The organism is Serratia bockelmannii (assembly GCF_008011855.1).
Classification (GTDB): domain Bacteria; phylum Pseudomonadota; class Gammaproteobacteria; order Enterobacterales; family Enterobacteriaceae; genus Serratia; species Serratia bockelmannii.
Map to the genome: position 1 here is coordinate 1,628,235 of NZ_VOUX01000033.1, position 26,860 is coordinate 1,655,094.

Sequence of the window (26,860 nt, forward strand, 5' to 3'; positions counted from 1 at the left end):
AATTTTTGCCTAAGGAGAGCCACTATGCCAGCCCAGCGCATGCGTTCCGTCATTCCTCCCTACATGCTGCGCCGCATCATTGAACACGGCAACGCCCCGCAGCGCGACTGCGCGCTGCACACCCTGAATCATGTGCAAAGCCTGCTCGGCAACAAGCCGCTGCGTTCGCCGACCGAAAAAAACGCCCGAGCCGGCGAAGCGCTCCGCGATATCTACGACGCGCAGAACGGCACCCTACTGCCTGGCAAACAGGTGCGCAAAGAGGGCCAGCCCAGCAACCACGATGTGGCGGTGGACGAAGCCTACGACTACCTCGGCGTCACCTACGATTTCTTCTGGCAGGCCTACCGCCGCAACTCACTGGATAACCAGGGGCTGCCGCTGGTCGGTAGCGTACACTACGGCAAGGAGTACCAAAACGCCTTCTGGAACGGCCAGCAGATGGTGTTCGGCGACGGCGACGGCGAGATCTTCAACCGTTTCACCATCGCCATCGACGTGGTCGGCCACGAGCTGGCGCACGGCGTGACCGAGAGCGAAGCCGGGCTGATCTACTACCAGCAGTCCGGGGCGCTCAATGAGTCGCTGTCCGACGTGTTCGGTTCGCTGGTCAAGCAGTTCCACCTGCAGCAAACCGCCGATAAAGCCGACTGGCTGATCGGCGCCGGGCTGCTCGCCAAGGGCATCAAAGGCCAAGGGCTGCGCTCGATGTCGGCACCCGGCACCGCCTACGACGATCCGCTGCTGGGCAAAGACCCGCAGCCCGCCGGCATGAAGGATTATATCCAGACCAAGGAAGACAACGGCGGCGTGCATCTCAACTCCGGCATTCCCAACCGCGCGTTCTACCTGGCGGCAACCGCGCTGGGCGGCTTCGCTTGGGAAAAAGCCGGCTACGTCTGGTATGACACGGTGTGCGACAAAGCGCTGCCGCAAAACGCCGACTTCGCCACCTTCGCCCGCGCCACGGTGAAACATGCGCTAGCGCGTTTCGACCAGAGCGTGGCGGACAAGGTGCAACAGGCCTGGCATCAGGTGGGGGTGGAGTAATGAAACCGCTGCCGACGCTCAATCAGGATACGGTCATTGAGCTGGCGCGCGAGGGAGGCTTCGCCTACATTCCCAAACTGGCGGGCCAGCGCCGCATTGCGCTGGCCGATATCACGCCGGAGCAACGGCAGCGCCTGAATCAGTTGCTGAATCAGACACTGCCGTACGCCCAGGAAGAGGGCCAACCCAACTCCCCCGGCTGCGGCGACCAGCGCTACTACCGCGTACAGATCAACTACACCAGCCCCACCCTGAGCACCGAGATCGTGCTGTTAATCCCGGAAAGCAGCGCGCCGCAGGCGCTGGTGGATTTGTGGAAAACCGGCCAGGTGGATGAGTGAGGGCTTACAGCGGCTGATAGCTGAAATTCACCCGTTTTTTGGAGATCAGCCCGTGCCCGTTCTGGCACAGGTAATCCACCGCCCCGCAGGCTTTCAATTCTTGCAGCGGCTGCCCGCACTCCGGGCAGCTCGCCAGCTGCCGATAATCGCAGAGGCAGGCTTCACAATGGTAATGACCCGCTACCCACTTCATGGTTTGACGACAGTGCGGACAATGCGCATCCATAACGGCTCCCAGGTTAAATCGCGCCCCATGAGCGCAAGAAATAGATCCCCAACGCGGTGGTGAAGAACGACCCGACGGTGGTGATAGCGATAATGTTGGCCGCCAGCGTGGCGTTGCCGCCCATGGCGCGCGTCATCACATAGCTGCCCGAAGCGGTCGGCGTGGCGGAAAACAGGAAGATAATGCCCAGCGCCGCACCCTGAAACCCGCACAGCCAGCCGGCCAGCGTCATCAGGCACGGCACCAGAAACAGCTTGGCCGCCGACGACAGCGCCGCCACGTTGGACGAGCGGAACATGGCGCGAAAATCCAGGCTGGCGCCGGTGCACAGCAGTGCCAGCGGCAGCGACAGCGCGGAGATATAGCTGCCGGTCTGGCGGATCACGGTCGGGATGCCCAGCCCGGTTTGCGCATACAGCAGCCCGCACACCAGGCCGATGATCAGCGGGTTGGTAACGATGCTGCGCAGCAGCGACAGGTGGCTGATTTTCTTGCCCTGCCCACCCTGTAGGCTGCGCGTGAGGGTGATAACCGACAGTATGTTGAACAGGATCACCGTCACCGTCAGGTACAGCGAGGCGAGCGCAATCCCTTCGCTGCCATAGGCGGTCATGGCGTAGGCCAGGCCGACGATGGCGGTATTGGCGCGGAAACCGCCCTGCACGAACACCCCGCGCTCACGCGGTTCTTTCACCAGCCACTTGGCCGCCAGCTCCAAGAGCAGGAAGGTCGCCAGCGTGCCGACCGCGCCGAACAGCACCAGCGGCAGGTTGCCGAGCAGCTGCGGGTGGTTGGTGGCGATGCTGAAAAACAGCAGGCACGGCAGCGCCAGATTGAACACCAGGCGGGTCGCGCCGTCGACGAAACGGTCATCCATCAGGCGCCAATGGCGCAGCAGGATCCCCAGCAGCATCATCAGCAGATTCGGCACGGTGACGTTAAACGCAAAACTCCAGGTTTCCCAGGACATGGTGTTCCTTCAGGCAGGCGAGGTAATCTTCAGATAATAAAACGATTTCGGGCCAATAAAAAAGGGGCGCGGCATCACTGCCGCGCCCCTCATGAGCAATTACTTGCTCTTTTTCAGGTGGCTCATCAGGCGCTTGCGCTTACGCATCTGGGTCGGCGTCAGCAGGTTGCGTTTGCCGGCGAACGGGTTGTCACCCTCTTTGAACTGGATGCGGATCGGCGTCCCCATCACGTTCAGCGAGCGGCGGAAGTAGTTCATCAGATAGCGCTTGTACGAATCGGCCAGATCGCTGACCTGGTTGCCGTGGATCACCACGATCGGCGGGTTATAACCGCCGGCGTGGGCATATTTCAGCTTCACGCGGCGGCCGCGCACCAACGGCGGCTGGTGATCGTCAACCGCCATCTGCATGATTTTGGTCAGCATCGAGGTGTTTACGCGGCGGGTTGCGCACTCGTACGCTTCCTGTACCGATTCGAACAGGTTGCCGACACCGCTGCCGTGCAGGGCGGAAATAAAGTGCACGCGCGCGAAGTCGACGAAGCCCAGACGCAGGTCGAGCATCTCTTTCACGTGCTCGCGATCTTCTTCGCTCATGCCGTCCCACTTGTTGACCGCAATAACCAGTGAGCGCCCACTGTTGAGGATAAAGCCGAGCAGCGAGAGATCCTGATCGGAGATGCCTTCACGCGCGTCGATCACCAGCAGCACCACGTTGGCGTCTTCAATCGCCTGCAGGGTCTTGATCACCGAGAACTTCTCGACGGTTTCAGTCACCTTGCCGCGTTTACGCACCCCGGCGGTGTCGATCAGCACATATTCGCGTTCGTCGCGCACCATCGGAATGTAGATGCTGTCACGGGTGGTGCCCGGCATGTCATACACCACCACGCGCTCCTCGCCGAGGATGCGGTTAGTCAGCGTAGACTTACCAACGTTCGGGCGGCCGACGATCGCCAGTTTGATCGGCAGATCCTGCGGGTTGAACGCTTCTTCCGGCTCTTCGTCTTCTTCGCCTTCCAGCGTTTCACCGTTTTGCTCGGCCCAGTAAGCGGCATTGGCCTCTTCCTCGGTCAGCTCGACGTCTTCCGGTTTTTCCGGCACGAACGGCACCAGCACGTGTTCAATCAGCTGGGTCACGCCACGGCCGTGAGAAGCGGCGATAGCGAACACTTCACCCAGGCCGAGCGAGTAGAAATCGGCGGTGGCGGTGTCCGGGTCCAGGCCGTCGGTCTTGTTGGCCACCAGGAAGGTCGCCTTTTGGCGGCTGCGCAGGTGCTGGGCGATGCCCTGATCCGCCGGCATCAGGCCGGCGCGGGCGTCGACCATGAACAGCACGATGTCCGCTTCTTCGATCGCCAGCAGCGACTGACCGGCCATGCGCGTTTCGACGCCGTCTTCGGTGCCGTCGATACCGCCGGTATCGACGATGATGAATTCATTGCCTTCGATTTCAGCACGACCATACTTGCGGTCACGCGTCAGCCCCGGGAAATCCGCCACCAGCGCATCACGCGTATGGGTTAAACGGTTGAACAAGGTGGATTTACCCACATTCGGGCGCCCGACCAGCGCGACGACAGGTATCATTGTTGAAGCCTCATTACTTAATAATCAATGCGTTACTGCACTGTGGATAGACACCAGCGGTGCAGCTTATAAAATACGAAACGGCCCCTGAACATTCAGGAGCCGTTTTCCCCTTCATCTTTCGCGCCACAGCGGCGTTGTCTGCGCACCTTCGCCTCGGTCACTTAGCTCACTAAGCTCCCGAGGACTCATGCGCTTGCCGCCTGGCTGCAACCCGAAATCTTTCGGGCGCAAGAAGGATCACGACGAGCGGCGTTAGCGGGTGAAAGCGTAAACTTTCCCGCCGCGAGCCTGGATGACCAGCTTGTCGCCGGCCACCATCGGCGCAGACAGGAAGCCGGAGCTGTCCACTTCCTGCTGGGCGACAAAACGGCCATCGGTGGTGTTGACCCAGTGCAGATAGCCTTCGGCGTCACCGGTCACCAGATAACCATTATACATCACCGGCGGCGTCAGGTTGCGGTGCAGCAGATCGCTTTGCGTCCACACGGTCACGCCGCCTTCGGTGCTGAGCGCCACCACGCGATCGTTCTGGTCGATCAGGTAGATGCGGCCCGCGTCGACGATGAAATCATTCACCGAACCCAGCTCGCGTTTCCAGATGATCTGACCGGAACGCAGATCCAGCGCCGTCAGGTTGCCGTTGTAACCCAGCGCGTAGACCACGCCGTCAACGATTACCGGCGTGGTGTCCACGTCGTTCAGGCGATCGATTTCGGTCGCGCCGCTCGGCTGAGAAATGCGCTGTTGCCAGATCAGTTGGCCCTGCTGCATCAGCACGGCGCTGACGCGGCCGTTGTCACCGCCGACGATGGCGGCGCCAAAGGCGACGGCCGGGGCGGATTCACCGCGCAGCGACAGCGAAGGCATGTCCAGGTTAACCGTCCACTTCACCGCGCCGTCGGCTTCGTTCAGCGCCTGCAGCATGCCGTTGGAGGTGTGCACCAACACCATGCCGTCGCTGATAACCGGACGTGAAATCGCTTCGCCGGCCACTTTGGTCTGCCAGGCGATGGCGCCGTCGGCGGTGTTCAATGCGTAAACCACCGCTTTTTCGCTGCCGACGTAAACCTTGTCGCCCGCAACCGTCAGGCCGCCCGACAGCAGCGCAGACAGGTTGCTGGAGAAGAAGCCGGTCTTCTCGGAGAGGTTGACCTTCCACTTCTCGTTGCCGCTGTCGGCATCCATCGCTTTCACGATACCAAAGCGATCGGCGGCGTAAATGGTGCTGTCCTGGTAGGCCGGACGCAGGTGGGAGTAATACTCACCGATGCCGTCGCCCACCGAGGTGCTCCACGCCTTGCTCGGCGTGAACTGATTTTCAACTTTCGGCAACGGCGACATGGTAACCACGTCTTCTTCGCTGTTAAACAGCGAGCAACCACTCAGCAAGGCAGCGGAAACCAGTCCGACCAAGAGTGTTTTACGCAATTGCATGGGAATTCCCCTTAGCTGGACAAGTTATTCAATTTCATGCGCAGCAGAACCTGCAGCGCCTGAGAAGCATTGGACTCAATGCCTTTGCTGTAAGCTTCGCGCGCGCCCTTGGCGTCGCCCTTGGCCAGCAATACATCGCCGCGCACATCCTGCATCATCGCCGCCCAGCCTTCGCCTTTCACGCCATCCAGCGTTTTCAGCGCTTCATCCAGCTTTTTCTCCTGCAGCTGGACGCGCGCCAGACGCAGGTCGATCATCGCCAACAGGTTGTCGTCTTTGGTCTGGCCCTGCGCCAGCACCAGCTGCTGTTCCGCCTTGGCGAAATCATTCTGTTCGACAAAGTGCTTGGCCAACTGCAGCGCGGCCAGTACGCCGTAGCTGTTGCCGTTAGCCTGGACAAATTTCTCTGCGGCAGCCACGTCATCCGGCTTGCCGGCCGCCAGACGATCGCTGGCTTCCTGATAGGATTGCGATGCCGCCATCATGTTGGAGTTTTCATGGCTCTGCCAGTAACGCCAGCCAACCAGGGCACCAATTCCGAGCACCACGCCCACCGCCAGCGCTTTGCCGTTCTCGGCAAAGAACCGACGCAGTGCGTCGACTTGTTCGTTTTCAGTGGTATAGACTTCCACGGTGTCCTTCTCCTTAACCTAACATCAAAGCCAGACGCGCCGCGACTTCGCTTTGCGCCAGCGTTTCTTGTTCACCACTGCGCAGGTCTTTCACCACCACCTGCTGCGCCGCCACTTCGCTCTCACCCAGGATCAGCGCGATGCGCGCGCCCCATTTGTCCGCACGGGTGATCTGCTTCTTGAAGTTGCCGCCGCCGTAATTGGTCATCAGCTTCAGCTGCGGCGCCGCGTCGCGCACCTGTTCAGCCAGCTGCATTGCCGCGCTCTGGGTGCCCGCGCCGGAAGAGATGACGTACACGTCGATAGCCGACGGCGCCTTGAATTCCGGGTTAACCGCCTGCACCAGCAACACCAGACGCTCGAGGCCCATGGCGAAACCGACCGCCGGGGTGGCGCGGCCGCCCAATTGCTCGACCAGGCCGTCGTAACGGCCGCCCGCGCAGACGGTGCCCTGCGCGCCCAGGCTGGTGGTCACCCACTCAAACACGGTGCGGTTATAGTAATCCAGACCGCGCACCAGGCGCTCGTTAACGGTATATGGGATACCTGCCTGCGCCAAAAGTTCACACAGACCGGCGAAGTGAGCACGGGCTTCTTCATCCAGGTACTCGGACAGGCGCGGCGCGTCGTTCAGCAGCGCCTGCACCTCAGGATTCTTGGAGTCCAGCACGCGCAGCGGGTTGCTGTACATGCGGCGTTTGCAGTCTTCGTCCAGCACCTCGACGTGCTGCTCCAGGAACGCCACCAGCGCGTCGCGGTAGTTGGCGCGCGCTTCCAGCGAACCGATCGAGTTCAGCTCCAGCTTGACGTGCTCGGCGATGCCCAGCGCTTTCCACCAGCGGGCGGTCAGCAGGATCAACTCGGCGTCGATATCCGGGCCTTGCAGGCCGAACACTTCTGCGCCCAGCTGATGGAACTGGCGATAGCGGCCCTTCTGCGGGCGCTCGTAGCGGAACATCGGGCCGATGTACCACAGACGCTGTTCCTGATTGTACAGCAGACCATGTTCGATGCCGGCGCGCACGCAGCCGGCCGTCCCTTCCGGACGCAGCGTCAGGCTTTCGCCGTTGCGGTCTTCGAAGGTATACATCTCTTTTTCCACGACGTCGGTCACTTCGCCGATCGCGCGTTTGAATAACGGGGTCTGCTCTACAATCGGCAACCGGATTTCGCTGTAACCGTAGCCGCCCAGCACCTGCTTGAGGGTGCCTTCAATACGCTGCCATAATGCCGTTTCTTCCGGCAGGTAGTCGTTCATGCCGCGAATGGCTTGAATGTTCTTTGCCACGTGAGTTCTCTGTCCGTTGTCTGTAAAAATGAACCCGATTATAGGGACTTTGCCGCCCGGTATTCAACGCGGATGCGGTTTTCTGCCCTTTAGGCTCATAAACAAGCGGGCCAACTGGCCCGCCGTGTAGCGATAACGCTTATTTTTCCAGCAGGTTGACCGTGATGCGGTTGCTTTCGTCCATCATCGCGGCCTTGGCGCGAATTTTCGCTTCCAGCTGGTCGATCATCTGTTCGTTGTCGAAACGCTCTTTCTGGCGCACGCCGTCTTCATAGAAGCCGCTCTTCTTGTGGCCGCCGGTCACGCCCATGGTGGACACCAGCGCTTCGCCCGGGCCATTCACCACGCAACCGATGATCGAGACGTCCATCGGCGTGATGATGTCTTCCAGGCGCTGCTCCAGCGCGTTCACCGTGCCAATCACATCGAACTCCTGACGCGAACAGGTCGGGCAGGCGATGAAGTTGATGCCGCGCGCGCGGATGCGCAGCGACTTCAGAATGTCGAAACCGACCTTCACTTCTTCAACCGGATCCGCCGCCAGCGAGATGCGCAGGGTATCGCCGATGCCTTCAGACAGCAGCATGCCCAGGCCGATGGCCGATTTGACCGACCCGCTGCGCGCGCCGCCGGCTTCGGTGATGCCCAAATGCAGCGGCTGATCGATGCGCGAGGCCAGCAGACGGTAGGATTGCACCGCCAGGAACACGTCCGACGCCTTGACGCTGACCTTGAACTGGTCGAAGTTGAGACGATCGAGGATGTCCACGTGGCGCATGGCGGATTCCAACAGCGCTTCCGGCGTAGGTTCGCCGTACTTTTCCTGCAGGTCTTTCTCCAGCGAGCCGCCGTTGACGCCGATGCGAATCGGGATGTTCTTGTCGCGGGCGCAGTCCACCACCGAGCGAATGCGCGATTCGTTGCCGATGTTGCCCGGGTTGATGCGCAGGCAGTCTACGCCATATTCGGCAACCTGCAGCGCGATGCGATAATCGAAGTGGATATCGGCGACCAGCGGCACGTTGACCTGCTGCTTGATCAGTTTGAACGCCTCGGCGGCGTCCATGGTAGGAACCGAAACGCGGACGATGTCGACGCCCACGCGCTCCAGCGCTTTGATCTGATTAACCGTTGCTTCAACATCGGTGGTACGGGTGTTGGTCATCGACTGCACGGCAATCGGCGCGCCATCACCAATAGGCACCTTGCCGACGTAAATGCGTGTAGATTTTCGACGGTTGATGGGCGCTTGGTTATGCATTACTTACTCTCCATTGCTGCTCTGACATCACGACCAGCCGCGCGATTACTGCGCGGCGACGGTCAGGCGAGCAACACGGTTTGACTTAACGAACCGGCTTAAATCAACCGGTTTACCCTGATACTGGATCTGAACTGCCGCCGGCGCGCCGATGGTCAGTTTATACGGCGCAGTGCCGGTCAGGTTCAGCTTGCCACCTTGCTTCTGGGTGCCGCTGAACAGCGTTTTACCGCTCGCGTCGGTCACCTGCAGCCAGCAGTCGGCGGAGAAATCCATCACCAGCGCGTTCGGATCGGCCGCCGGCGCAGCCACGCCCGCATCGGCGGTCGGCAGCGGCGCTTGTGCCGCCGGCGCGGTTTCCGGCAGGGTTGTCTGGCTTGGCGACACCACGGCAGGCTGCTGCTGGGCCGCGCTCGGCGCCTGGGCGGTCGCCGCAGGCGTCTGAGCCGCTGCGCCGGTATCAGCCGGCGTAGCGCTGTTGTCGACCAACGGCACGTTGGTGCCGGCGTCGGCATTGCCGTCGGTCAGCGGCACGGACTGCCCTTCGTTATTCTGTGAAAGCTGCGCCGAGGATTGATCGGCCATGGTGGCGATCTCTTCCTGCTGCGCCTTGTGGTTTTGCCACCACCAGGCGCCGGTCAGGCCGATCACCACGAACACGATAAGCCAGGTGAAGCTCATCAGCCAGCCGTCGCGTTTCTTGCGGCGCTTGCCCAGCGAGAAGCTTTGCATCGGCGCCACTTTCGCCATCTTCAACGGCGCCTGCTTGGCCAGCATCGGCAGCAGTTCGTCTTCCGGCAGATGCACCAGTTTGGCGTAGGAACGGATGTAGCCGCGCACGAAGGTGGACGCGAGGTCAGCAGACACGCTGTCTTCCTCGATATCGCGCACGGTGGACATTTTGAGACACAGGCGTTCTGCAACGGTCTGTTGGCTCAGCCCGAGTTGCTCACGGGCCTGACGCAGGCGCTGGCCCGTCGTCATGGATACGGTTTTATCTTGGGAGGCTTCAGTATTCATTAGCTAAGAACTGCTGGTACTGTTTGGATTGTGGAAAACTTCGCGCTAGCTGCTTGCCATAGCGTTGAACGCTATCCTGGCGGCCGGCTGACGCGGCGAAACGAATCTGTAACCATAAGCTGCTGGCGCTGGCCGGCAGAACATGCTGATAAACATCCAATAAAAGTTGCGACTGGGCGCGCTTCCCTTCTCCAAATTGCTTTTCGGCCTCCGCCAACAGCGGAGTGCCTTTGTCCGGATCGACTTTTAGCGCGCGGCTCAACAGCGTGCGCGCCTCATCGTTTTGTCCGGCCTTGAGAAAACAGTAACCTGCGTTTTCCAGGCTGTCGGCGACCTGGCCATAATCGGGCACCAGCGCCGCAGCGCTAAACTGCTGTTGCGCCGGTACATACTGCCCTAAACCGCAAAGAAACGCACCGTAATTATTCAATACGGTGCCATTGCCCGGCGCAAGTTTGAGCGCTTGCCGATAACGCTGTTCGGCCTCGGCGCTTTCACCGTTCCGCTGCGCGTAGAGCGCCATGCCCAACTGCGTGCGGTAATCCTGCGGGGCCGCGTCCAGCGCCTTTTCCAGGTTCTGGCGCGCGGCGTCCATGTCGCCTTGCTGCAGGTACTCCAGGCCCAGTTGCAACCGCGTCTGGCCCGCCTCAGAGACTTGTGCTTCCTTTTCCGGCGCTGAACCGGAACACCCGGCCAACAACCCGGCCGCCAGCCACATACCCCACAGTTTCAGCTTCATGCCCGCATTCATTTCCTTATCGGCCGTCAGCTAACGCCCGCCAGCGACATGCTTGCGCATAACAGGCTGTTAGATAACAAAAAATGGTGCTATAGGATTCAGACCGCCCGTACGTTGATAGGTTCCCCGGCCATTTTCTTCTTCAGGGTACGCTTGGTACGGTCGATCACTTCACCCGCCAGTTGCCCGCAGGCGGCGTCGATATCGTCACCACGGGTTTTACGAACAATAGTCGTAAAGCCGTATTCCATCAACACCTTGGAGAAACGATCCACCCGGCTGTTGGAGCTGCGGCCGTAGGGGGCGCCCGGGAACGGGTTCCATGGGATCAGGTTAATCTTGCACGGCGTGTCTTTCAGCACTTCCGCCAGCTGATGCGCATCGTCGGTGCTGTCGTTGATATGATCCAACATCACGTACTCGACGGTCACGCGGCCCTGGTTGGCGTTGGATTTCTCCAGATAGCGACGCACTGCGGACAGGAAGGTCTCGATGTTGTATTTGCGGTTGATCGGCACGATCTCATCGCGGATGGTGTCGTTCGGCGCGTGCAGCGAGATCGCCAGCGCCACGTCGATCATGTCGCCCAGCTTGTCCAGCGCTGGCACTACGCCAGAAGTAGACAGGGTCACGCGGCGTTTGGACAGGCCAAAGCCGAAGTCGTCCAGCATGATTTCCATCGCCGGCACCACGTTGTTCAAGTTGAGCAGCGGCTCGCCCATGCCCATCATCACCACGTTGGTGATCGGACGTTGGCCGGTCACCTTCAGCGCGCCGATGATTTTCGCCGCGCGCCACACCTGGCCAATGATTTCCGACACGCGCAGGTTGCGGTTGAAGCCCTGCTGCGCCGTCGAACAGAATTTGCACTCCAGCGCGCAGCCTACCTGCGAGGAGACGCACAGCGTCGCGCGGTCGGCTTCCGGGATGTACACGGTTTCGACCTGCTGATCGCCGACTTTAATCGCCCACTTGATGGTGCCGTCGGCCGAACGCTGTTCTTCCGCCACTTCCGGCGCGCGGATTTCCGCCACGCGCTGCAGCTTGCCGCGCAGGACTTTGTTGATGTCGGTCATCTGCTCGAAATCGTCGCAGCAGTAGTGGTAAATCCACTTCATCACCTGATCGGCGCGGAACGGCTTCTCGCCCATTTCGGCGAAGAACTCGCGCATTTGCTGGCGGTTCAGATCCAGCAGGTTGATTTTGGCCGCAGCCGGTTGCTCCACGTTAACGGAGGGGGTAGTCAGCGAATTATTTTCAGACACGGTGTGCTCGGACGTGATGGGTTCTAACATAATGATCTCTGGCCTCGTTATTACACGTTATGGCGCTAAAGAATGGAAAGTAAGTTGTGCATTTCAGCCCGCGAGATTCGGGTGGCGGCACTAAAAACACGCCCCTGACAAGTCGTCTTATCAGGGGCGCGGCATTGTACAAATTTTAGTAGCGGGTTTCTATGGCTGAAAGGCATTCAGGGCATTTTTATTGTTTCAGCCGGTGAATGCCTGGCTATCAGCTCAGAAACGCGCGATTAACGTGCGCAGATTTCGCTTTCGTTGAAGAAGTAAGCGATTTCGCGCTGTGCGGATTCAACGGAGTCGGAACCGTGAACGGCGTTAGCGGTGAAGCTGTCCGCGTAGTCGGCGCGCAGGGTGCCGGCCAGTGCGTTGTCCGGGTTGGTTGCGCCCATGATGTCGCGGTTGCGCTGCACGGCGTTTTCAGATTCCAGAACCTGCACCATGATTGGGCCAGAGGTCATGAACTCAACCAGACCGTCGAAGAATGGACGGCCTTTGTGCTCAGCGTAGAAGCCTTCAGCTTGTTCGCGAGTCAGACGCAGCATTTTAGCGGCGATGATTTTGAAACCGGCGCGCTCGAAACGCGCGTAGATAGCGCCGATGTCGTTGTTGGCTACAGCGTTTGGTTTAACGATGGAAAAGGTACGTTCTACGGTCATGATGGCCTCTGTATGACTTCCAAAACAGGCCGGTCTGCAATGTTGCCGGCCTTCTCAAGTGGCGCAGATTATATGTGCGCCGTTAACGCTTGCCTACGGGAAAATCAACATTTCATTAAAAAAATATGATCTTCATGGGGCATTTTCGACCACGCGGCGGCGCTACTGGGTCTTGTCGGTAGACGGGATCAAATTGCGTAGCCAACTGCCCCAGCGGCGCTGATAAAACGGCTGCGTATGGGAGATCAGATAGTGGCTGATGCCGCGCTCGTTCTCCGACACCAGGCAGAAATCCACCGGTTCGTCGTTCGGCGCCGTTTCGCTGGCGACGCTGCCGGCCTCGTTGATCAGCGCCTCGATCTCCGCCGGCTCGGCGTCCACTTCCAGTCCGACCAGCAGATTCGGCTTCTCGTCCGCCGCCTGGTCATGCATCAGCGCCAGAAACGCGCGGCGCACCGGTTTGCGCTGGCTGAACAGCGTGGTCAACGCATCCACCATCGCCGACGGATATTCCTCGGGCTGCCCCAGCAGGATCTGGGTCTCTTTATCGACGTAATGCTCCACCGGTTTGACGACGCCGCCGGTCGCCAGCAGCATCGCCACCTCTTCCGGATAGAACTCTTTGCCGTACTCCGCCTTCGGGTTGAGGAACAGATCCGCGCCCTGGGTGATTTCGAACAGCACCCGCGCCGGCATGGCGATGAACGGCTGTTCGTCCTCAACGGCCTTCTGCAGTGCTTCCAGCGAGGTGAAGAACGGAATGATGCTGCCGCCGTCCTGCTTTTCCCAATGCTGGATATTGACCGGCGTATCCGCGTTCAGCGCGATGTCGCCGTCCTGCTGCACCTGCTCGCTGTCGCCGAGGATCAGCACCGTGGCCTCGAGCAGTTCACGGAAGAACGCCGGGCGGTGGGCCGGCTCCGTCACCGCCAGCTTCAGCAGGCGTTCAAGTTCGTTCTCGCTCGGGGCGGCATCGTGATGATGGGCACTCATGGCAAACTCCAGGATCAAATAGCGAGGCCCAGCATGCTGGGCCCCGAAGATAATGCGCATTCTAGCGCCCGATGCGGCGGGCGTTCAATTATTTGGCTTTGCTCAGCAGCAGGTTGGCCAGGGTACGCACGCCCAAACCGGTCGCGCCGGCCGACCACTGATCCACCGCGCCTTTGCGGTAGGTGGCGGAGCAGTCGATGTGCAGCCAGCCCTGTTGGTAATTCTTGACGAAGTGCGACAGGAAGGCCGCCGCGGTGCTGGCGCCGGCGGTGTAGGCCGGGCCGGCTACGTTGTTCAGCTCGGCGAAGTTGGACGGCAGCTGGCTACGGTGGAACTCGGCCAGCGGCAGACGCCAGAACGGCTCTTGCTCGGCGGCGGCGCTGCTCAACAGTTCCTGCGCCAGCGCATCGTCGAAGCTGAACAGGGCGTGGTAGTCGTTGCCCACTGCGGTTTTGGCCGCGCCGGTCAGGGTGGCGCAATCGATAATCAGCTGCGGATTCTGCTCAGAAGCGTCGATCAGGCCGTCGGCCAGCACCAGGCGCCCTTCCGCATCGGTGTTCATCACCTCAACGGTTTTGCCGTTGCGGTAGCGAATGATGTCACCCAGTTTGAAGGCGTTGCCGCTGACCATGTTGTCGGCGCAGCACAGGTACAGCTTCACGCGCTGCTTCAGGCCGCGCGCCGCCGCCAGCGCCAGGGCGCCGGTGATGGTGGCCGCACCGCCCATGTCAGCCTTCATCGAATCCATAAAGGCGCTCTGTTTCAGGCTATAACCGCCGGTATCGAAGGTGATGCCCTTGCCGACCAGGCAAGCGAACACCGGCGCGTCCGGGTTACCGGTCGGGTTGAAGTCCAGCGCCAGCAGCACCGGCGGGCGTTCGGAACCGCGGCCGACGGTGTGGATGCCAGCATAGTTCTGCTCGCGCAGATCTTCGCCCTTGGTGATACGGTAGCTGACGGCATCGCAGCCGACGTCGCACATCAAATCGACAGCGCGGGTCGCCAGTTGCTCCGGCCCCAGCTCTTCCGCCGGCATGTTGATGGTGTCACGCACCCAGTCGACGATCTTCAGGCGCTTATCCAGCTCCTGACGCGCGGCTTCCGGCAGTTCAGCCCATTCGACGTTGCGCTGCCCTTTCGGCCCGCGATAGCCTTGCCAGAACGCCCAGCTGTTTTCCAAATCCCAACCGTCGCCGGCCAGCTTGACGTTTTTGATGCCCTGGCCATCAATTTTGCGGCCCGCGCGCTGGATCGCGCCCAGCTTGTCGGCCCCGGTCAGGTGGATGGTCATCCCTTCGCCGTTGGTGCTCAGCAGCGCTTTCTCGCCCCAGCGGGCGTCGGCAGGTTGTTGCGACAGCGTGACCTGCATGAATTCTGTTGTCATAGCCTTCTTACTCCGGATTATTCTTTTATTAATCTTGTCGGATACAAAATAAACGGGCCGCCCATGGCAGCCCGTTACGCTATTTACTCCGCTTCATCTAACCAGACCAGCAGGATCGCTTCCAGTATTTTTTCGTTGGAAGCCTGCGGATCGTCGTCGAACTCTTCGAGATCGCAGATCCACTGATGCAGGTCGGTAAAACGCACGGTTTTCGGATCGGTGTCCGGGTATTGGTCGTACAGGGCTTCGCCGATTTCACGGCTGTCGGTCCACTTCAGTCCCATTATGATCTCCGGGTTGACGCTGCGGCTAACAATTAATGCTCACGCGCGTGGTTGACGGTGTAGCGCGGCATTTCGACCACCAGATCTTCGTCGGCGACCAGCGCCTGGCAGCTCAGACGGCTTTCCGGCTCCAGCCCCCAGGCTTTGTCCAGCATGTCGTCTTCCAGCTCGCTGCTCTCTTCCAGCGAATCGAAGCCTTCACGCACGATGCAGTGGCAGGTGGTGCAGGCGCAGGATTTCTCGCAGGCGTGCTCGATTTCAATGCCGTTGCGCAGCGCAACGTTGAGGATCGACTCCCCTTTTTCGGCTTCCAGAACCGCCCCTTCCGGGCAAAGGTCTTGATGGGGCAGGAAAACAATTTTAGGCATGGTTAAACCTCATCCACAGAATGGCCAGCCAGCGCGCGGCGAATGGAAGCGTCCATGCGGCGCGCGGCAAAATCTTGCGTTTGTGCATCTAATGTTTTGATGGCGTCTTCGATAGCGGCGGGATCTTCACCCTGCGCCGCCTGCTGCAACGCCTGGGTCGCGGCGGCGATCGCCTGGCTTTCCGCCTCGCTCAGCAGCGCGGCGTCGGTGGCCAGCGCACCCTGCAGGCTTTCCAGCACCCGCGCGGCTTCCACGCGTTGCTCCGCCAGCTTGCGCGCGCCCACGTCGCTTTGCGCGTTGGCCATCGAATCCTTGATCATGCCGGCGATTTCGCTGTCCGACAGACCGTATGACGGCTTGACCTGGATCGAGGCTTCAACGCCGGTGGATTTCTCCATCGCGGTGACGCTCAGCAGACCATCGGCATCCACCTGGAAGGTGACGCGAATGTGCGCGCCACCGGCAGGCAATGGCGGCAGGCCGCGCAGCGTGAAGCGCGCCAGCGAACGGCAATCCTGCACCAGCTCGCGCTCGCCCTGCAGCACGTGGATCATCATCGCGCTCTGGCCATCTTTAAAGGTGGTGAACTCCTGCGCGCGCGCCACCGGAATGGTGGTGTTGCGCGGGATCACTTTCTCCACCAGACCGCCCATGGTTTCCAGGCCCAGCGACAGCGGGATCACGTCCAGCAGCAGCATGTCGCTGTCCGGCTTGTTGCCCACCAGGATGTCGGCCTGGATCGCGGCGCCGATGGCGACCACTTTATCCGGATCGATCGACGTCAGCGGCGTGCGGCCGAAGAAGGCCCCCACCTGCTCACGCACCAGCGGCACGCGGGTGGAACCGCCGACCATCACCGCTTCCAGCACCTCGTCGGCGGCGACGCCGGCATCTTTCAGCGCGCGGCGGCAGGCCATCAGCGTACGTTTCACCAGCGGAGCGATCAGCGCTTCGAACTGGGCGCGGGTCACCTCGCCCTGCCAGCCGGCGACCTCAACGCACACGCTGTCGGCATCGCTCAACGCGATTTTGGCGGCGATGGCGGCGTCCAGCAGTTGGCGCTGCACACCGTGATCGCTGCGATCGGCCACGCCGGCCTGCTCGCGCAGCCAGTCGGCCAGCAGGTGATCGAAATCGTCGCCGCCCAGCGCGGAATCGCCGCCGGTGGCCAGCACTTCGAACACGCCGCGGCTGAGGCGCAGAATGGAGATATCAAAGGTGCCACCGCCCAGATCGTAAACCGCGATCACCCCTTCCTGGCCGGAATCCAGCCCGTAGGCGATCGCCGCCGCGGTTGGTTCATTCAGCAGGCGCAGGACGTGCAGGCCGGCCAGACGCGCCGCGTCTTTGGTGCCCTGGCGCTGCGCGTCGTCGAAGTAAGCGGGAACGGTAATCACCACGCCGTCCAGCTCGCCTTCCAGCGCCGCTTGCGCGCGCGCGGACAGAGCCCGCAGGATATCGGCGGAGACGCCAACCGGGTTAACCGGGCCGGCGGCGGTGACGATCAGCGGCAGGCCGTTGTCGCTGGCCTGAAATTGATACGGCAGGTTCGGGTAACGTTGCTGCACGTCCGCCAACGAACGACCCATCATGCGTTTGATGGAGCTGACGGTATTGGCCGGATCCTGCGCCGCCTGTTGGCGCGCATCCCAGCCGACGCGCTGCGCGTCCGCCTGATAATGCACCACCGAAGGCAGCAAATGGCGTCCCTGATCGTCGGCCAGTGTTTCCGCTTGCCCGCTGCGCACCGTGGCGACCAGCGAGTTGGTGGTGCCTAAGTCGATGCCGGCGGCCAGGCGTCGCTGGTGCGGCGCGGCGCTGAGGCCAGGCTCACTAATTTGTAATAAGGCCATGTTGAAGCTTCCACAATCAGAATCAGAAGGTGTTACTCAAAACCCAGCAGTTTTTCTTCGAGTTGTTCAACCTGTTGCTGGAGTTTGTCCAAAAAGCGCAGCTTGCGCACGGTGTCGGCGGCATCCGCCCACTGTTCACTGTCCAACTGCTGCAGCATCAGCGCGCTGCGCTGCTTGATGGAGGTGGCCAGCCGCGCGCCGAAATCGGCCAGCAGGCTTTCCGCCTCCGGCTTGCGCTCAATGGCGTCGAGCTCTTCGCGCAGCTCCAGCTGTTCCATCAGAAAGGCGGTGTCGCGCATCGTATGCTGTTCGTTGCCCAGATCGAAGCCGTGCAAAGATAGCATATACTCCGCGCGTTTTAACGGGTGCTTCAGCGCCTGGTAGGCTTCGTTGATGGTCGCCGCCTGCTGCAACGCCATCAGGCGTTCGCGCTCCGGCTGGTTGGCGAAACGATCGGGGTGAAATTGGCGCTGCAGATCCTGGAAGCGGGACGCAAGCAGGCTGCCGTCCACGGTGTAGCGAACGGGCAGCCCGAATAAAGTAAAGTAATCCATAGCGTGCTCTGGGCGTTAGCGGATGAAGTTCCCCCGCCGAAACGGGGGAGCACGATGGACTGTCAGACGTTGAAACTCTCGCCGCAGCCGCACTCGCTTGAGACGTTCGGGTTGTTGAACTTGAAGCCTTCGTTCAGGCCTTCCTTAACGAAATCAAGCTCGGTGCCGTCAAGGTAGACCAGGCTCTTGCCGTCGATGATCACCTTGATGCCTTTGTCTTCAAACACGATGTCGTCATCGTTGGCTTCGTCAACAAATTCCAGCACGTAGGCCATCCCGGAGCAGCCGGAAGTTCGCACTCCCAGACGCAGGCCGAGACCCTTGCCGCGGTTCGTCAAAAACGCCTGAACACGCTGCGCAGCGCTGTCGCTCATGGTAATAGACATCACAACCTCACACTTCACATCAAAGCCCGGCGCGGCCGGGCCGATTCAGACAAATTACTTGGCGCTATGCTTGCTCTTATAGTCGGCAATCGCTGCTTTGATGGCGTCTTCAGCCAGGATCGAGCAGTGAATTTTGACCGGCGGCAATTCCAGCTCTTCGGCGATCTGGGTGTTTTTGATCGCTTCAGCCTGATCGAGCGACTTGCCTTTCATCCATTCGGTCACCAGCGAGCTGGAGGCGATGGCGGAACCGCAGCCGTAAGTTTTAAAGCGCGCGTCTTCGATGATGCCTTCATCGTTAACCTTGATTTGCAGCTTCATCACGTCGCCGCAAGCCGGTGCCCCTACCATGCCGCTGCCGACGGTAGGATCTTCGTTGTCGAAAGAACCCACGTTACGCGGGTTTTCATAATGATCGATTACTTTTTCGCTGTAAGCCATGACCTTGCTCCTGAAACCTGAGAATTAATGATGCGCCCATTCGATGCTGTTGATGTCCACGCCCTGCTTGAACATCTCCCACAGTGGGGACAGATCGCGCAGACGGCCGATGGATTTACGCACCAGTTGAATGGTGTAGTCGATCTCTTCTTCCGTGGTGAAACGCCCCAGGGAGAAACGGATCGAGCTGTGCGCCAATTCATCACTCATGCCCAGCGCGCGCAGCACGTAGGACGGCTCGAGGCTGGCGGAGGTACAGGCTGAACCGGAAGAAACGGCCAGGTCTTTCAGCGCCATGATCAGCGACTCGCCTTCAACGTAGTTGAAGCTGACGTTCAGGATGTTCGGTGCGCCGTGCTCCAGATCGCCGTTCAGATACACTTCTTCCATATCTTTCACGCCGTTCCACAGACGATCGCGCAGGGTGCGCAGACGCGCCATCTCTTCGGTCATCTCTTCTTTGGCGATGCGATAAGCTTCGCCCATGCCGACGATCTGGTGGACAGGCAGGGTACCGGAACGCATGCCGCGCTCGTGACCGCCGCCGTGTACCTGCGCTTCGATGCGGATGCGCGGCTTACGACGCACGTACAGCGCGCCGATGCCTTTCGGGCCATAGATTTTGTGGCCGGAGAACGACATCAGGTCGACTTTCAGCTTGCTCAGATCGATAGGCAGTTTGCCCACGCTCTGGGTGGCGTCAACGTGGTAGATGATACCGCGCGCACGGCACATTTCACCGATCGCTTCGATGTCCTGCACCACGCCGATTTCGTTGTTGACGTGCATGATGGAGACCAGGATGGTGTCATCGCGCAGCGCCGCTTCGAGATCCTGCAGGCTGATGATGCCGTTGCTCTGTGGCGCCAGGTAGGTGACTTCAAACCCTTCGCGCTCCAGTTGACGGCAGGTGTCCAGCACGGCTTTGTGTTCGGTTTTGCTGGTGATGATGTGCTTGCCTTTTTTCTGGTAGAAATTGGCAGCGCCTTTAATCGCCAGGTTGTCGGATTCGGTCGCCCCGGAGGTGAAGACGATTTCGCGTGGGTCGGCGCCCACCAGTTCGGCGATTTGGTTACGGGCGATGTCTACCGCCTCTTCCGCCTGCCAACCGAAACGGTGGGAACGGGAAGCCGGGTTGCCAAAAGTGCCGTCCAGGGTCAAAAACTGCATCATCTTCTCAGCAACGCGCGGGTCAACCGGCGTCGTTGCTGAGTAATCCAGATAAATCGGTAATTTCATTGCTCTTGTGCTCCGTACATCACTTCCAAAAACTAAAATAATTTCGCCAGCTGCTTATGCGCGCAGATTAACGTTGATAGTTTCTTGCGGACGACCGTTGGCCGTGCGGCGCGTATCGTTGTTTTGACGATCCGCCACCACCAGCACTTCCTGGTTATTGACCAGTTCTGCCAGCGTAATGTTGTTCAGGAACCCGCTGATGCGCTCGCTCAGATCGCGCCACAGGGCGTGGGTCAAGCAGCGATCGCCGCCCTGACAGCCTTCTTTGCCCTGGCAACGGGTTGCATCTACCGATTCATCGACGGCAGTGATGACAGCGCCAACGGCGATCTCACCCGCGTCTTTACCCAGCAGATAACCACCGCCCGGACCGCGCACGCTGGCCACCAGGCCATTCTTGCGCAGACGGGAGAATAATTGTTCCAGATAAGAGAGCGAAATACCCTGGCGTTCGGAAATGTCCGCCAGTGGCACCGGCCCTTCCTGGGAATGCAGCGCTACGTCAAGCATAGCGGTTACGGCATAACGGCCTTTGGATGTCAGTCTCATAGCTCAATGGTTACCTGTTGGTCAAATATGGCCGAAAGTCTGACATTCCTGAGTAAAACAGTCAACTATTTAACCTAGTAATTAACTCAAGTATTAGCACGTTTTGAACTTAGCAAGAACAAAGGTATATAAAATACATGTTATAACCTTTGGATAACTAATACTATTGTCGCCCACCGTTATGCCACATCAATTAATTACCTTGATGTTTATCCTGTTTCTCGATCGAGGTTAGCATGCCGCGCAGGATATTCAGCTCCTGCCCTTCCGGGCGCGCGCGGGTGAACAGCCGGCGCAGGCGGCTCATCACCTGGCCCGGATGGGACGGGCGAATAAAGCCGGTGCGCTGCAGCGTCTGCTCCAGGTGCTGATAGAAACGCTCGAGGTCATCCACCAGCGGATACGGCGTCTCTTCCAGCTGCGGCGCGCCCGCCTGTTGGCGATCGAGGTAAGCCACGCGCACTTCATACGCCAGGATCTGCACCGCCATCGCCAGGTTCAGCGAGCTGTAGTCCGGGTTGGCCGGAATGGCGACGTGGTAGTGGCACTTCTGCAATTCATCGTTGGTCAGCCCGACGCGTTCGCGGCCGAACACCAGCGCCACCGGCGCGTGCTCGCCCTCGTGCACCGCGCGCACGCCGCATTCACGCGGCTCCAGCATCGGCCACGGCAAGGTGCGAGAACGTGCGCTGGTGCCCACCACCAAGCTACAGCCGGCGATGGCGTCATCGAGGGTATCGACGATGGTGGCGTTGCCGATCACGTCGCTGGCGCCGGCAGCCAGGGCGATGGCCTGAGAATCGGGTTTGATCAGCGGATTAACCAGATAAAGGTTGGTTAACCCCATGGTTTTCATGGCTCTGGCGGTCGAGCCCATGTTGCCGGTATGTGAAGTCTCTACCAGAACAATGCGGATATTGTGCAGCATACAAACTCTGAGCGTGGCGGAAAATCGCAGCATCTTAACACAGCCGTAGGCAATTTGCCGAACAGCTGCTATACTTCGCGCCGTTTCCTGTTCTTTAACATCCTAGTTGGAAGATACCCATGCATCCGATGCTGACTATCGCCGTGCGCGCTGCGCGCAAGGCCGGTAACCTGATTGCCAAAAACTACGAAACCCCGGACGCTGTAGAAGCGAGCCAGAAAGGGACCAATGACTTCGTCACCAACGTCGATCGCGATGCAGAGCATCTGATCATCGACGTCATCCGCAAGTCTTATCCGCAACACAGTATCGTGAGCGAAGAACGCGGTGAGCTGATCGGCGAAGATCGCGATGTGCAATGGGTGATCGATCCACTGGATGGCACTGCAAACTTCATCAAACGTTTCCCTCATTTCTCCGTTTCCATCGCCGTACGCATCAAAGGCCGTACTGAAGTGGCCGTGGTTTACGATCCGATGCGCAACGAACTGTTCACCGCCACTCGCGGTCAGGGCGCTCAGCTCAACGGCTACCGCCTGCGCGGTACCAACGCCAAAGATCTGGATGGCACCATCCTGGCGACCGGCTTCCCGTTCAAAGTCAAACAGCACGCAACGCCTTACATCAACATCGTCGGCAAGCTGTTCACCCAGTGCGCAGACTTCCGTCGCACCGGTTCCGCCGCGCTGGATCTGGCCTATGTGGCCGCCGGCCGCGTAGACGGTTTCTTCGAGATCGGCCTGAAGCCGTGGGACTTCGCCGCGGGCGAGCTGCTGGTGCGTGAGGCCGGCGGCCTGGTGACCGACTTCGTCGGCGGCCACAACCACTTCAGCTCAGGTAACCTGGTCGCAGGTAACCCGCGCGTGGTGAAAGCCATGCTGGCCACCATGCGTGAAGAACTGAGCGAAGCGCTGAAGCGTTAATCGCCAGAAGCGAATCGAAAAAAAGCGCTGCCGATGCAGCGCTTTTTTTATGCCCGTTAGCGGGAGAAGGGGCGGATGCCGCCGCCGAATTCCGGCTGCGCGCTGACGTACAGCAACAGCCCGGCGGCCAACAGAATCAGACCGCCTGCCAGCGCCAGCGAGCCCCAGGCCACCGCGCTCCAGGCGGCGGGCGCGCGCGAACGGCTGAGGCGCACCGCCAGCCGGCGGCTGTAATGCACCAGCAGCGCCAGCATGGAGATGGTCAACGAGGTGCCGAACGCCATCGCCAGCGCGGAGATCACTCCCCAACCGAACACGCCGATCACCTTGGAGAACAGCAGCACTAAAATCGCCCCCGAACAGGGACGCATGCCCATCGCCAGCACGATGGCGGCCTGAGTGCGCCAGTCGCTTCCCGCCTGCAGCTCGCTGTCGCTCGGCAGATGCCGGTGGCCGCAGCCGCAATTGGCGCTGTGCACATGATCCGCCGCCAATGGCGTCAGGCTGTTGATGCGCAGCGCCGGCGCCGGGCGCATCGCCTTGATCGCCGCAAACAGGCGTTTCAGCGCGCGCCAACTCAGCAGCACGCCAAGCAGCATCACCAGAATAAAGCTGCCCTTCTCCAGCCAGAAACTGCTTTGGTGCAGCTGGCGCGAAGAGAGCTGTAACACCACCAGCATCAGCGTGACCAGCGCGATCGCCACCCCGCCCTGCACCAGCGAAGCCGCGAAGGTCAGCTTCAGGCTGCTTTTCAGCCGCGCCGGATGGGTAGCCAGATAGGTGGCGATCACCACTTTGCCGTGGCCGGGGCCGAGCGCATGCAAGACGCCATAGCCGAGGCTGAACAGCATCAGCGCCAACCCGGCCTGCTGCGGCGCGGCCTTCACCTGCTGCAACAGCCCCGCCATCTGCTGGTGCAGCGCTTTTTGCCACACCACGCTCTGCATCAGCAGCTGCGGCCAATAGTGCCACGCCAGCAGCGCGGCGGCCGCCAGCACCAGTGTGAACGGCAGCAGCGGCCACAGGCCGAAGGCCCAGTGACGCCGGCTCGTCGTCGGTTGCGAGAGATTTAACGACATTGCAGCGTCACCCGCTGGGCGAACTGTTGCCCCAGCGCCAGGTCTTCGCCGGGCGAGTCGTTCTTGTCGAGCGACAGCGCATAGGCCTGCAGCGACGCATTCGGCTGCGGCGTCATCAGCTTGTAGCTGCACTGCTGCGCCATCTCCGGCGGCAGATGCAGTGCATTTTGGTCTTTATAGGTCATATCCACGAAATAAGTCGGATCGTAAGTAGAAAGTTCGAACGGCTTGCCCGCCAGCGGCTGCGGTTCGGCCAACGGCAGCACGAACTCCAGCACCGCCTGATTGCCCTGGCGCGACAGGTGATATTCGCTGGGCAAGTTCAGATATTTCACCGGCTTGCCGTCGCGGTAAAGATCGGTGAAATAGTGCTGCCCCAGCACGTTGGCCATCACTTCCGCCGCCAGCTTTTTCCACACTTCCGAATCGCTCTTGGCGTTTTTCGCATCGTAAAGCAGATCCGCCGAGGTGATTTCATCCATCACCCACACCATTTTCAGGCCGACCAGCCGCTGGTCTTTGGCGACGAAGGTGGTATTCATGTCGATAAAGCTGTGCGGATGCGCGATCGCACCGGCGCTGAACACGGCGCCGAAAGCAGCCAAAAGACGACGTAACTTCATCATTATCCTGCCTTACCTGTATTTGTTATAACGTAACACAAATAACTGCCGAACGGCCCGCCTCTCCCGGCGATATTTGTGACGAAAGTTGTAAGCCGAAGTAAAAGCTGCGCGGTAACCCTGCCGTCACAAAGCCTTTTGCTATGCTTAGGCATAATCGCAACCTTTTATGCCGGAAGGTGATAATGAGCCTGGACACCACTCCCGTGCCCGCGCTCTCCGGACAACAACGGCGCTGCCATCTGCTGCTGATGCTGTACACGCCGGAGCCCGAGTTACAGCTGGAGACCCTAAGCCGAATCAACGGCGTCGCCCCCCCGATAACCCGGCAAGATATAGCCGAGGTGGCCAGTGAAATCCAGCGTTTCCATCACCTGGAGATCGCCGTCGATCCCGACCATGGCTACCACCTGCGGGGCAGCGCGCTCAACCAGCGCCTGTGTCTGATCCATTGGCTGCGGCGGGCCCTGCGCTGCAGCCCGCAGTTTGTCGAAGACGATTTCGCCCCGCGCCTGCGGCACGCGCTGGCGGCAGATGCCGCCCCAGCGTCTGCGCTGGCTCAAGCGATCGACGCCTGCGAGCCACTGCTCAGCCGCCACTTTGACGCGCGCGACCGCCAATTCCTGGAGCATTACCTGCTCTACTGCGCCTGGCAAAATCGCCTGCAGCGCCATCCGCATTTCGACGCCGTTCAACGCGACTGGCTGCGGCAAAAGCCGGAGCAGCAGGCCGCCGCTTGGCTGCATCAGGCCTGCAACCGACTGTTTAACCAGCAGCCGCAGGCAGACGAGCGCGATTTTTTGGCGCTGACCTTCACCATGTTGAAAAATCACAGCTACCACAGCAATGACTCGGCGCAAGAGCAGAGATTGATGGCGGCGATCGACAGCATGGTCGAGCGTTTCCAGCAGCTTTCCGGCATGGCCTTCAGCAGCAAGACGGAGCTGGTCAGCCAGCTGTTCGCCCACCTGGCGCCGGCGCTGGAGCGCTGCCGTTTCGCCATCGGCATCGACAATATGCTGCTGGAAGAAGTGGTGCGCAAATACCCGCGGCTAATGCGCACCACGCAGGAAGCGCTGATACCGCTGGAACAGGAATACGGCGTGCATTTTTCCAACGAGGAGGCGGGCCTGGTGGCCATCAGCTTCGGCGCCTGGCTGATGCAGGACAACGCGCTGCAGGAAAAACAGGTGCTGCTGCTGACGCTGGATAACCCGCAGTTGGAAGAGGAAGTGGAATACCAGATCCGCGAGCTCACGCTGCTGCCGCTGAACATCAAGTATCTGCCGTTGAGCGACTATCTGCGCGGCGGAGCGCCGCAGGGCGTCATGCTGGTGATCACCCCTTATGCGGCGGTGCACAGCGATCCGCACCCGCCGTTGATCTATACCGAATTGCCGCTGGAAACACGGCAGCGCCAGGCCATCCGCGCGCTGCTGGAAGCGCCTTAATCAGCGGCTGACGCTGACCGCCGGCGGCCGGATGAACAAGGCCGGCACCGCGACCGCCGCCATCACCCAGAATACCCCACCCTGCCAATGTTCGAACAGGAACCCGGCAATGACCGTCATGACGGCGATACCGCCGCCCATCGCCAGCGCCGAATACACCGCCTGCAGCCGGATCACCTCTTGTCCCTGGCGCGCGGCGATAAAGCGCATCGCCGCCAGATGGCAGACGGTGAAAGTGCCGCAGTGCAGGATCTGGATCAGCAGCAGCCAGCCCAGCTCGGTGCTATAGGCCATCAGGCTCCAGCGCAACACGCCGCAGCAGGCGGAGAGCAACAGCAGGTTGCGCGCATTCCAGCGGCGGAACAGCACGTTGCTGCTGGCGAAAATAATCACCTCCGCCACCACGCCCAGCGACCACAGATAGCCGATGGTCGAGGCCGAATAGCCCGCCTCCTGCCAGTAAATGGAGCCGAAGCTGTAGTAGCCGGCGTGCGCCCCCTGCAGCAGCGTGACGCACAGCAGGAAGCGCCAGACCGGCCCCTCTTTCAGCAGTGCCCACAGCGAACGTTCGGTATCGCTGTGCGTGCGTGCTTCGCCCTGCGGCATGACGCTCGGCTTCAGCAACATGCCCAGCAGCATCGCCAGCACGCTGAAGATCAGGCTGTAGAGAATGGCGTTATGGCCCCACACCGCCACCAGCTGCCCGGTCAGCGCCGAGCCGATGACGAACGCCAGCGAGCCCCACAGCCTTACCCGGCCGTAGTCCATACGGATCTGCTTTTGCCAGGTGCCGGCCAGCGCGTCGGTCAGCGGCACCAGCGGCGAGAAGAACAGGTTGAACCCCGCTATCACCAGCATCAGCCAGCCCCAACCGTTGCCGAAACAGAAGCCAACCGCGAAAGCCAGTGTCAGCAGCGCCAGCAGGCGCAGGGCGGAGACTAAATGAGAGGGATCTTTAACGCGGGGTGCAATCAGTAAACTGCCGAGGAAGCGGGCCACCAAACCGGCGCCGAGCAATATGCCGATGGTTTCCGGCGCGATGCCTTCGCCTTTCAGCCACACGCCCCAGAACGGTAAGAAGATGCCATAGGAAAAGAAGTAGGTGAAATAGCTGAGCGCGAGCCAACGCGTGGATTGCAGAACCATGATCCCTCCGGAGTGAGGGCAATACTTTGACAGAGCTCACACCGCCCCGCAATCTTCATTCCACTTCAATGCGTTAGAGTGCCAGACAGCTCACAGTTTACCGTGAGCAGCCACAAAAAAACCCGCCGCAGCGGGTTTTATCAGGCAA

The 26,860-nt window shown here is 60.5% G+C and carries 29 protein-coding genes; 4 read left to right on the forward strand and 25 right to left on the reverse strand.

Features of this window, described 5'->3' with window-relative positions; genetic code table 11:
- Nucleotides 1-24: 24 nt before the first annotated feature.
- Together FOT55_RS24210 and FOT55_RS24215 are read left to right on the forward strand one after the other, a co-directional pair.
- Complete coding sequence (locus FOT55_RS24210) at nucleotides 25-1,050, forward strand: M4 family metallopeptidase (RefSeq protein ID WP_147824133.1); 1,026 nt, start codon at nucleotides 25-27, stop codon at nucleotides 1,048-1,050.
- Nucleotides 1,050-1,391, forward strand: coding sequence for a protealysin inhibitor emfourin (locus tag FOT55_RS24215; protein WP_016929750.1), 342 nt, complete (start codon nucleotides 1,050-1,052; stop codon nucleotides 1,389-1,391). The genes FOT55_RS24210 and FOT55_RS24215 overlap by 1 nt, the downstream gene beginning before the upstream one ends.
- Nucleotides 1,392-1,395: 4 nt before the next feature.
- Here FOT55_RS24215 and FOT55_RS24220 read toward each other — a convergent pair whose 3' ends face one another.
- The 22 genes from FOT55_RS24220 to trmJ all read right to left on the reverse strand — a co-directional run bounded on the left by FOT55_RS24220 (nucleotide 1,396) and on the right by trmJ (nucleotide 21,490).
- Entirely contained in the window at nucleotides 1,396-1,617 is a 222-nt protein-coding gene (locus tag FOT55_RS24220) for a zinc ribbon domain-containing protein (RefSeq protein ID WP_049296119.1), read from the reverse strand.
- 13 nt (nucleotides 1,618-1,630) lie between these two features.
- Entirely contained in the window at nucleotides 1,631-2,587 is a 957-nt protein-coding gene (locus FOT55_RS24225) for an AEC family transporter (RefSeq protein ID WP_033648913.1), read from the reverse strand.
- A 99-nt stretch (nucleotides 2,588-2,686) separates the two neighbouring features.
- Entirely contained in the window at nucleotides 2,687-4,177 is a 1,491-nt protein-coding gene (der, locus tag FOT55_RS24230) for a ribosome biogenesis GTPase Der (RefSeq protein ID WP_004941442.1), read from the reverse strand.
- 255 nt (nucleotides 4,178-4,432) lie between these two features.
- Nucleotides 4,433-5,614 (reverse strand): outer membrane protein assembly factor BamB, encoded by a 1,182-nt coding sequence (gene bamB, locus FOT55_RS24235; protein ID WP_025303907.1) that lies wholly within the window; start codon nucleotides 5,612-5,614, stop codon nucleotides 4,433-4,435.
- 11 nt (nucleotides 5,615-5,625) lie between these two features.
- Entirely contained in the window at nucleotides 5,626-6,246 is a 621-nt protein-coding gene (locus FOT55_RS24240) for a YfgM family protein (RefSeq protein ID WP_049204897.1), read from the reverse strand.
- Nucleotides 6,247-6,259: 13 nt separating this feature from the next.
- Nucleotides 6,260-7,534 (reverse strand): histidine--tRNA ligase, encoded by a 1,275-nt coding sequence (gene hisS / locus FOT55_RS24245; protein WP_147824134.1) that lies wholly within the window; start codon nucleotides 7,532-7,534, stop codon nucleotides 6,260-6,262.
- A gap of 139 nt (nucleotides 7,535-7,673) precedes the next feature.
- Nucleotides 7,674-8,795 (reverse strand): flavodoxin-dependent (E)-4-hydroxy-3-methylbut-2-enyl-diphosphate synthase, encoded by a 1,122-nt coding sequence (gene ispG / locus FOT55_RS24250; protein WP_016929756.1) that lies wholly within the window; start codon nucleotides 8,793-8,795, stop codon nucleotides 7,674-7,676.
- A gap of 45 nt (nucleotides 8,796-8,840) precedes the next feature.
- The gene (gene rodZ, locus FOT55_RS24255) at nucleotides 8,841-9,815 is read right to left on the reverse strand and encodes a cytoskeleton protein RodZ (RefSeq protein ID WP_025303910.1); all 975 of its coding nucleotides are present in this window, start codon (nucleotides 9,813-9,815) and stop codon (nucleotides 8,841-8,843) included.
- Complete coding sequence (pilW, locus tag FOT55_RS24260) at nucleotides 9,805-10,554, reverse strand: type IV pilus biogenesis/stability protein PilW (protein WP_127146618.1); 750 nt, start codon at nucleotides 10,552-10,554, stop codon at nucleotides 9,805-9,807. The genes rodZ and pilW overlap by 11 nt, the downstream gene beginning before the upstream one ends.
- A 98-nt stretch (nucleotides 10,555-10,652) precedes the next feature.
- Nucleotides 10,653-11,849: a dual-specificity RNA methyltransferase RlmN gene (rlmN, locus tag FOT55_RS24265; RefSeq protein ID WP_004941426.1), complete on the reverse strand. Its 1,197-nt coding sequence runs from the start codon at nucleotides 11,847-11,849 to the stop codon at nucleotides 10,653-10,655.
- Nucleotides 11,850-12,085: 236 nt separating this feature from the next.
- Complete coding sequence (gene ndk, locus FOT55_RS24270; protein ID WP_004941424.1) at nucleotides 12,086-12,511, reverse strand: nucleoside-diphosphate kinase; 426 nt, start codon at nucleotides 12,509-12,511, stop codon at nucleotides 12,086-12,088.
- 162 nt (nucleotides 12,512-12,673) lie between these two features.
- A complete protein-coding gene (gene sseB, locus FOT55_RS24275) occupies nucleotides 12,674-13,504 on the reverse strand; it encodes an enhanced serine sensitivity protein SseB (protein ID WP_147824135.1) in 831 nt (276 codons plus the stop codon).
- Between the two features lie 88 nt (nucleotides 13,505-13,592).
- Nucleotides 13,593-14,888 carry an aminopeptidase PepB gene (pepB, locus tag FOT55_RS24280; protein WP_025303913.1) on the reverse strand — a complete coding sequence of 432 codons (1,296 nt, stop codon included), beginning with the start codon at nucleotides 14,886-14,888 and terminating at the stop codon, nucleotides 13,593-13,595.
- Between the two features lie 83 nt (nucleotides 14,889-14,971).
- Nucleotides 14,972-15,172 (reverse strand): Fe-S cluster assembly protein IscX, encoded by a 201-nt coding sequence (gene iscX / locus FOT55_RS24285; protein ID WP_047574017.1) that lies wholly within the window; start codon nucleotides 15,170-15,172, stop codon nucleotides 14,972-14,974.
- A gap of 32 nt (nucleotides 15,173-15,204) precedes the next feature.
- Entirely contained in the window at nucleotides 15,205-15,540 is a 336-nt protein-coding gene (fdx, locus tag FOT55_RS24290) for an ISC system 2Fe-2S type ferredoxin (protein ID WP_004941417.1), read from the reverse strand.
- Between the two features lie 2 nt (nucleotides 15,541-15,542).
- Nucleotides 15,543-17,393: a Fe-S protein assembly chaperone HscA gene (hscA, locus tag FOT55_RS24295; protein WP_025303914.1), complete on the reverse strand. Its 1,851-nt coding sequence runs from the start codon at nucleotides 17,391-17,393 to the stop codon at nucleotides 15,543-15,545.
- A gap of 32 nt (nucleotides 17,394-17,425) precedes the next feature.
- A complete protein-coding gene (hscB, locus tag FOT55_RS24300) occupies nucleotides 17,426-17,947 on the reverse strand; it encodes a co-chaperone HscB (RefSeq protein ID WP_043138098.1) in 522 nt (173 codons plus the stop codon).
- Between the two features lie 62 nt (nucleotides 17,948-18,009).
- Nucleotides 18,010-18,333 carry an iron-sulfur cluster assembly protein IscA gene (gene iscA / locus FOT55_RS24305; protein WP_004941410.1) on the reverse strand — a complete coding sequence of 108 codons (324 nt, stop codon included), beginning with the start codon at nucleotides 18,331-18,333 and terminating at the stop codon, nucleotides 18,010-18,012.
- Nucleotides 18,334-18,387: 54 nt separating this feature from the next.
- On the reverse strand, nucleotides 18,388-18,774 hold the full coding sequence (gene iscU / locus FOT55_RS24310; protein WP_004941408.1) for a Fe-S cluster assembly scaffold IscU: 387 nt from the start codon (nucleotides 18,772-18,774) through the stop codon (nucleotides 18,388-18,390).
- Nucleotides 18,775-18,798: 24 nt separating this feature from the next.
- Nucleotides 18,799-20,013: a cysteine desulfurase gene (gene iscS, locus FOT55_RS24315; RefSeq protein ID WP_016929764.1), complete on the reverse strand. Its 1,215-nt coding sequence runs from the start codon at nucleotides 20,011-20,013 to the stop codon at nucleotides 18,799-18,801.
- Nucleotides 20,014-20,067: 54 nt separating this feature from the next.
- Nucleotides 20,068-20,562, reverse strand: a complete 495-nt coding sequence (gene iscR, locus FOT55_RS24320; protein ID WP_004941404.1) for a Fe-S cluster assembly transcriptional regulator IscR — start codon at nucleotides 20,560-20,562, stop codon at nucleotides 20,068-20,070.
- 193 nt (nucleotides 20,563-20,755) lie between these two features.
- Nucleotides 20,756-21,490, reverse strand: a complete 735-nt coding sequence (gene trmJ, locus FOT55_RS24325) for a tRNA (cytosine(32)/uridine(32)-2'-O)-methyltransferase TrmJ (RefSeq protein ID WP_025303916.1) — start codon at nucleotides 21,488-21,490, stop codon at nucleotides 20,756-20,758.
- A 119-nt stretch (nucleotides 21,491-21,609) separates the two neighbouring features.
- Here trmJ and suhB point away from each other — a divergent pair, with 119 nt between their 5' ends.
- Nucleotides 21,610-22,413 (forward strand): inositol-1-monophosphatase, encoded by an 804-nt coding sequence (gene suhB, locus FOT55_RS24330; protein WP_025303917.1) that lies wholly within the window; start codon nucleotides 21,610-21,612, stop codon nucleotides 22,411-22,413.
- A 56-nt stretch (nucleotides 22,414-22,469) separates the two neighbouring features.
- Here the strand turns inward: suhB and FOT55_RS24335 are convergent, their stop codons facing one another.
- On the reverse strand, nucleotides 22,470-23,492 hold the full coding sequence (locus FOT55_RS24335) for a nickel/cobalt transporter (RefSeq protein WP_025303918.1): 1,023 nt from the start codon (nucleotides 23,490-23,492) through the stop codon (nucleotides 22,470-22,472).
- Nucleotides 23,483-24,118 (reverse strand): DUF1007 family protein, encoded by a 636-nt coding sequence (locus tag FOT55_RS24340; protein ID WP_028127507.1) that lies wholly within the window; start codon nucleotides 24,116-24,118, stop codon nucleotides 23,483-23,485. Before FOT55_RS24340 ends, FOT55_RS24335 begins: the two co-directional genes overlap by 10 nt.
- Before the next feature lie 182 nt (nucleotides 24,119-24,300).
- Between FOT55_RS24340 and csiE the strand changes: the two genes are divergently transcribed.
- Nucleotides 24,301-25,566: a stationary phase inducible protein CsiE gene (csiE, locus tag FOT55_RS24345; RefSeq protein ID WP_060434356.1), complete on the forward strand. Its 1,266-nt coding sequence runs from the start codon at nucleotides 24,301-24,303 to the stop codon at nucleotides 25,564-25,566.
- Here the strand turns inward: csiE and FOT55_RS24350 are convergent, their stop codons facing one another.
- Nucleotides 25,567-26,712, reverse strand: coding sequence for a 3-phenylpropionate MFS transporter (locus tag FOT55_RS24350; protein WP_141967200.1), 1,146 nt, complete (start codon nucleotides 26,710-26,712; stop codon nucleotides 25,567-25,569).
- Nucleotides 26,713-26,860: the final 148 nt, after the last annotated feature.

Bases quoted from the DNA above. Each gene is read 5' to 3' on its own strand.
- FOT55_RS24210 (WP_147824133.1), top strand. From the start codon at position 25: ATGCCAGCCCAGCGCATGCGTTCCGTCATTCCTCCCTACATGCTGCGC.
- iscX (WP_047574017.1), bottom strand. From the start codon at position 15,172: ATGGGACTGAAGTGGACCGACAGCCGTGAAATCGGCGAAGCCCTGTAC.
- FOT55_RS24335 (WP_025303918.1), bottom strand. From the start codon at position 23,492: ATGTCGTTAAATCTCTCGCAACCGACGACGAGCCGGCGTCACTGGGCC.
- iscS (WP_016929764.1), bottom strand. From the start codon at position 20,013: ATGAAATTACCGATTTATCTGGATTACTCAGCAACGACGCCGGTTGAC.
- rlmN (WP_004941426.1), bottom strand. From the start codon at position 11,849: ATGTTAGAACCCATCACGTCCGAGCACACCGTGTCTGAAAATAATTCG.
- iscU (WP_004941408.1), bottom strand. From the start codon at position 18,774: ATGGCTTACAGCGAAAAAGTAATCGATCATTATGAAAACCCGCGTAAC.
- FOT55_RS24340 (WP_028127507.1), bottom strand. From the start codon at position 24,118: ATGATGAAGTTACGTCGTCTTTTGGCTGCTTTCGGCGCCGTGTTCAGC.
- bamB (WP_025303907.1), bottom strand. From the start codon at position 5,614: ATGCAATTGCGTAAAACACTCTTGGTCGGACTGGTTTCCGCTGCCTTG.
- trmJ (WP_025303916.1), bottom strand. From the start codon at position 21,490: ATGCTGCACAATATCCGCATTGTTCTGGTAGAGACTTCACATACCGGC.
- FOT55_RS24350 (WP_141967200.1), bottom strand. From the start codon at position 26,712: ATGGTTCTGCAATCCACGCGTTGGCTCGCGCTCAGCTATTTCACCTAC.
- iscR (WP_004941404.1), bottom strand. From the start codon at position 20,562: ATGAGACTGACATCCAAAGGCCGTTATGCCGTAACCGCTATGCTTGAC.
- csiE (WP_060434356.1), top strand. From the start codon at position 24,301: ATGAGCCTGGACACCACTCCCGTGCCCGCGCTCTCCGGACAACAACGG.
- FOT55_RS24215 (WP_016929750.1), top strand. From the start codon at position 1,050: ATGAAACCGCTGCCGACGCTCAATCAGGATACGGTCATTGAGCTGGCG.
- iscA (WP_004941410.1), bottom strand. From the start codon at position 18,333: ATGTCTATTACCATGAGCGACAGCGCTGCGCAGCGTGTTCAGGCGTTT.
- hscA (WP_025303914.1), bottom strand. From the start codon at position 17,393: ATGGCCTTATTACAAATTAGTGAGCCTGGCCTCAGCGCCGCGCCGCAC.
- hscB (WP_043138098.1), bottom strand. From the start codon at position 17,947: ATGGATTACTTTACTTTATTCGGGCTGCCCGTTCGCTACACCGTGGAC.
- ispG (WP_016929756.1), bottom strand. From the start codon at position 8,795: ATGCATAACCAAGCGCCCATCAACCGTCGAAAATCTACACGCATTTAC.
- rodZ (WP_025303910.1), bottom strand. From the start codon at position 9,815: ATGAATACTGAAGCCTCCCAAGATAAAACCGTATCCATGACGACGGGC.
- pilW (WP_127146618.1), bottom strand. From the start codon at position 10,554: ATGAAGCTGAAACTGTGGGGTATGTGGCTGGCGGCCGGGTTGTTGGCC.
- der (WP_004941442.1), bottom strand. From the start codon at position 4,177: ATGATACCTGTCGTCGCGCTGGTCGGGCGCCCGAATGTGGGTAAATCC.
- FOT55_RS24220 (WP_049296119.1), bottom strand. From the start codon at position 1,617: ATGGATGCGCATTGTCCGCACTGTCGTCAAACCATGAAGTGGGTAGCG.
- fdx (WP_004941417.1), bottom strand. From the start codon at position 15,540: ATGCCTAAAATTGTTTTCCTGCCCCATCAAGACCTTTGCCCGGAAGGG.
- FOT55_RS24225 (WP_033648913.1), bottom strand. From the start codon at position 2,587: ATGTCCTGGGAAACCTGGAGTTTTGCGTTTAACGTCACCGTGCCGAAT.
- sseB (WP_147824135.1), bottom strand. From the start codon at position 13,504: ATGAGTGCCCATCATCACGATGCCGCCCCGAGCGAGAACGAACTTGAA.
- pepB (WP_025303913.1), bottom strand. From the start codon at position 14,888: ATGACAACAGAATTCATGCAGGTCACGCTGTCGCAACAACCTGCCGAC.
- ndk (WP_004941424.1), bottom strand. From the start codon at position 12,511: ATGACCGTAGAACGTACCTTTTCCATCGTTAAACCAAACGCTGTAGCC.
- suhB (WP_025303917.1), top strand. From the start codon at position 21,610: ATGCATCCGATGCTGACTATCGCCGTGCGCGCTGCGCGCAAGGCCGGT.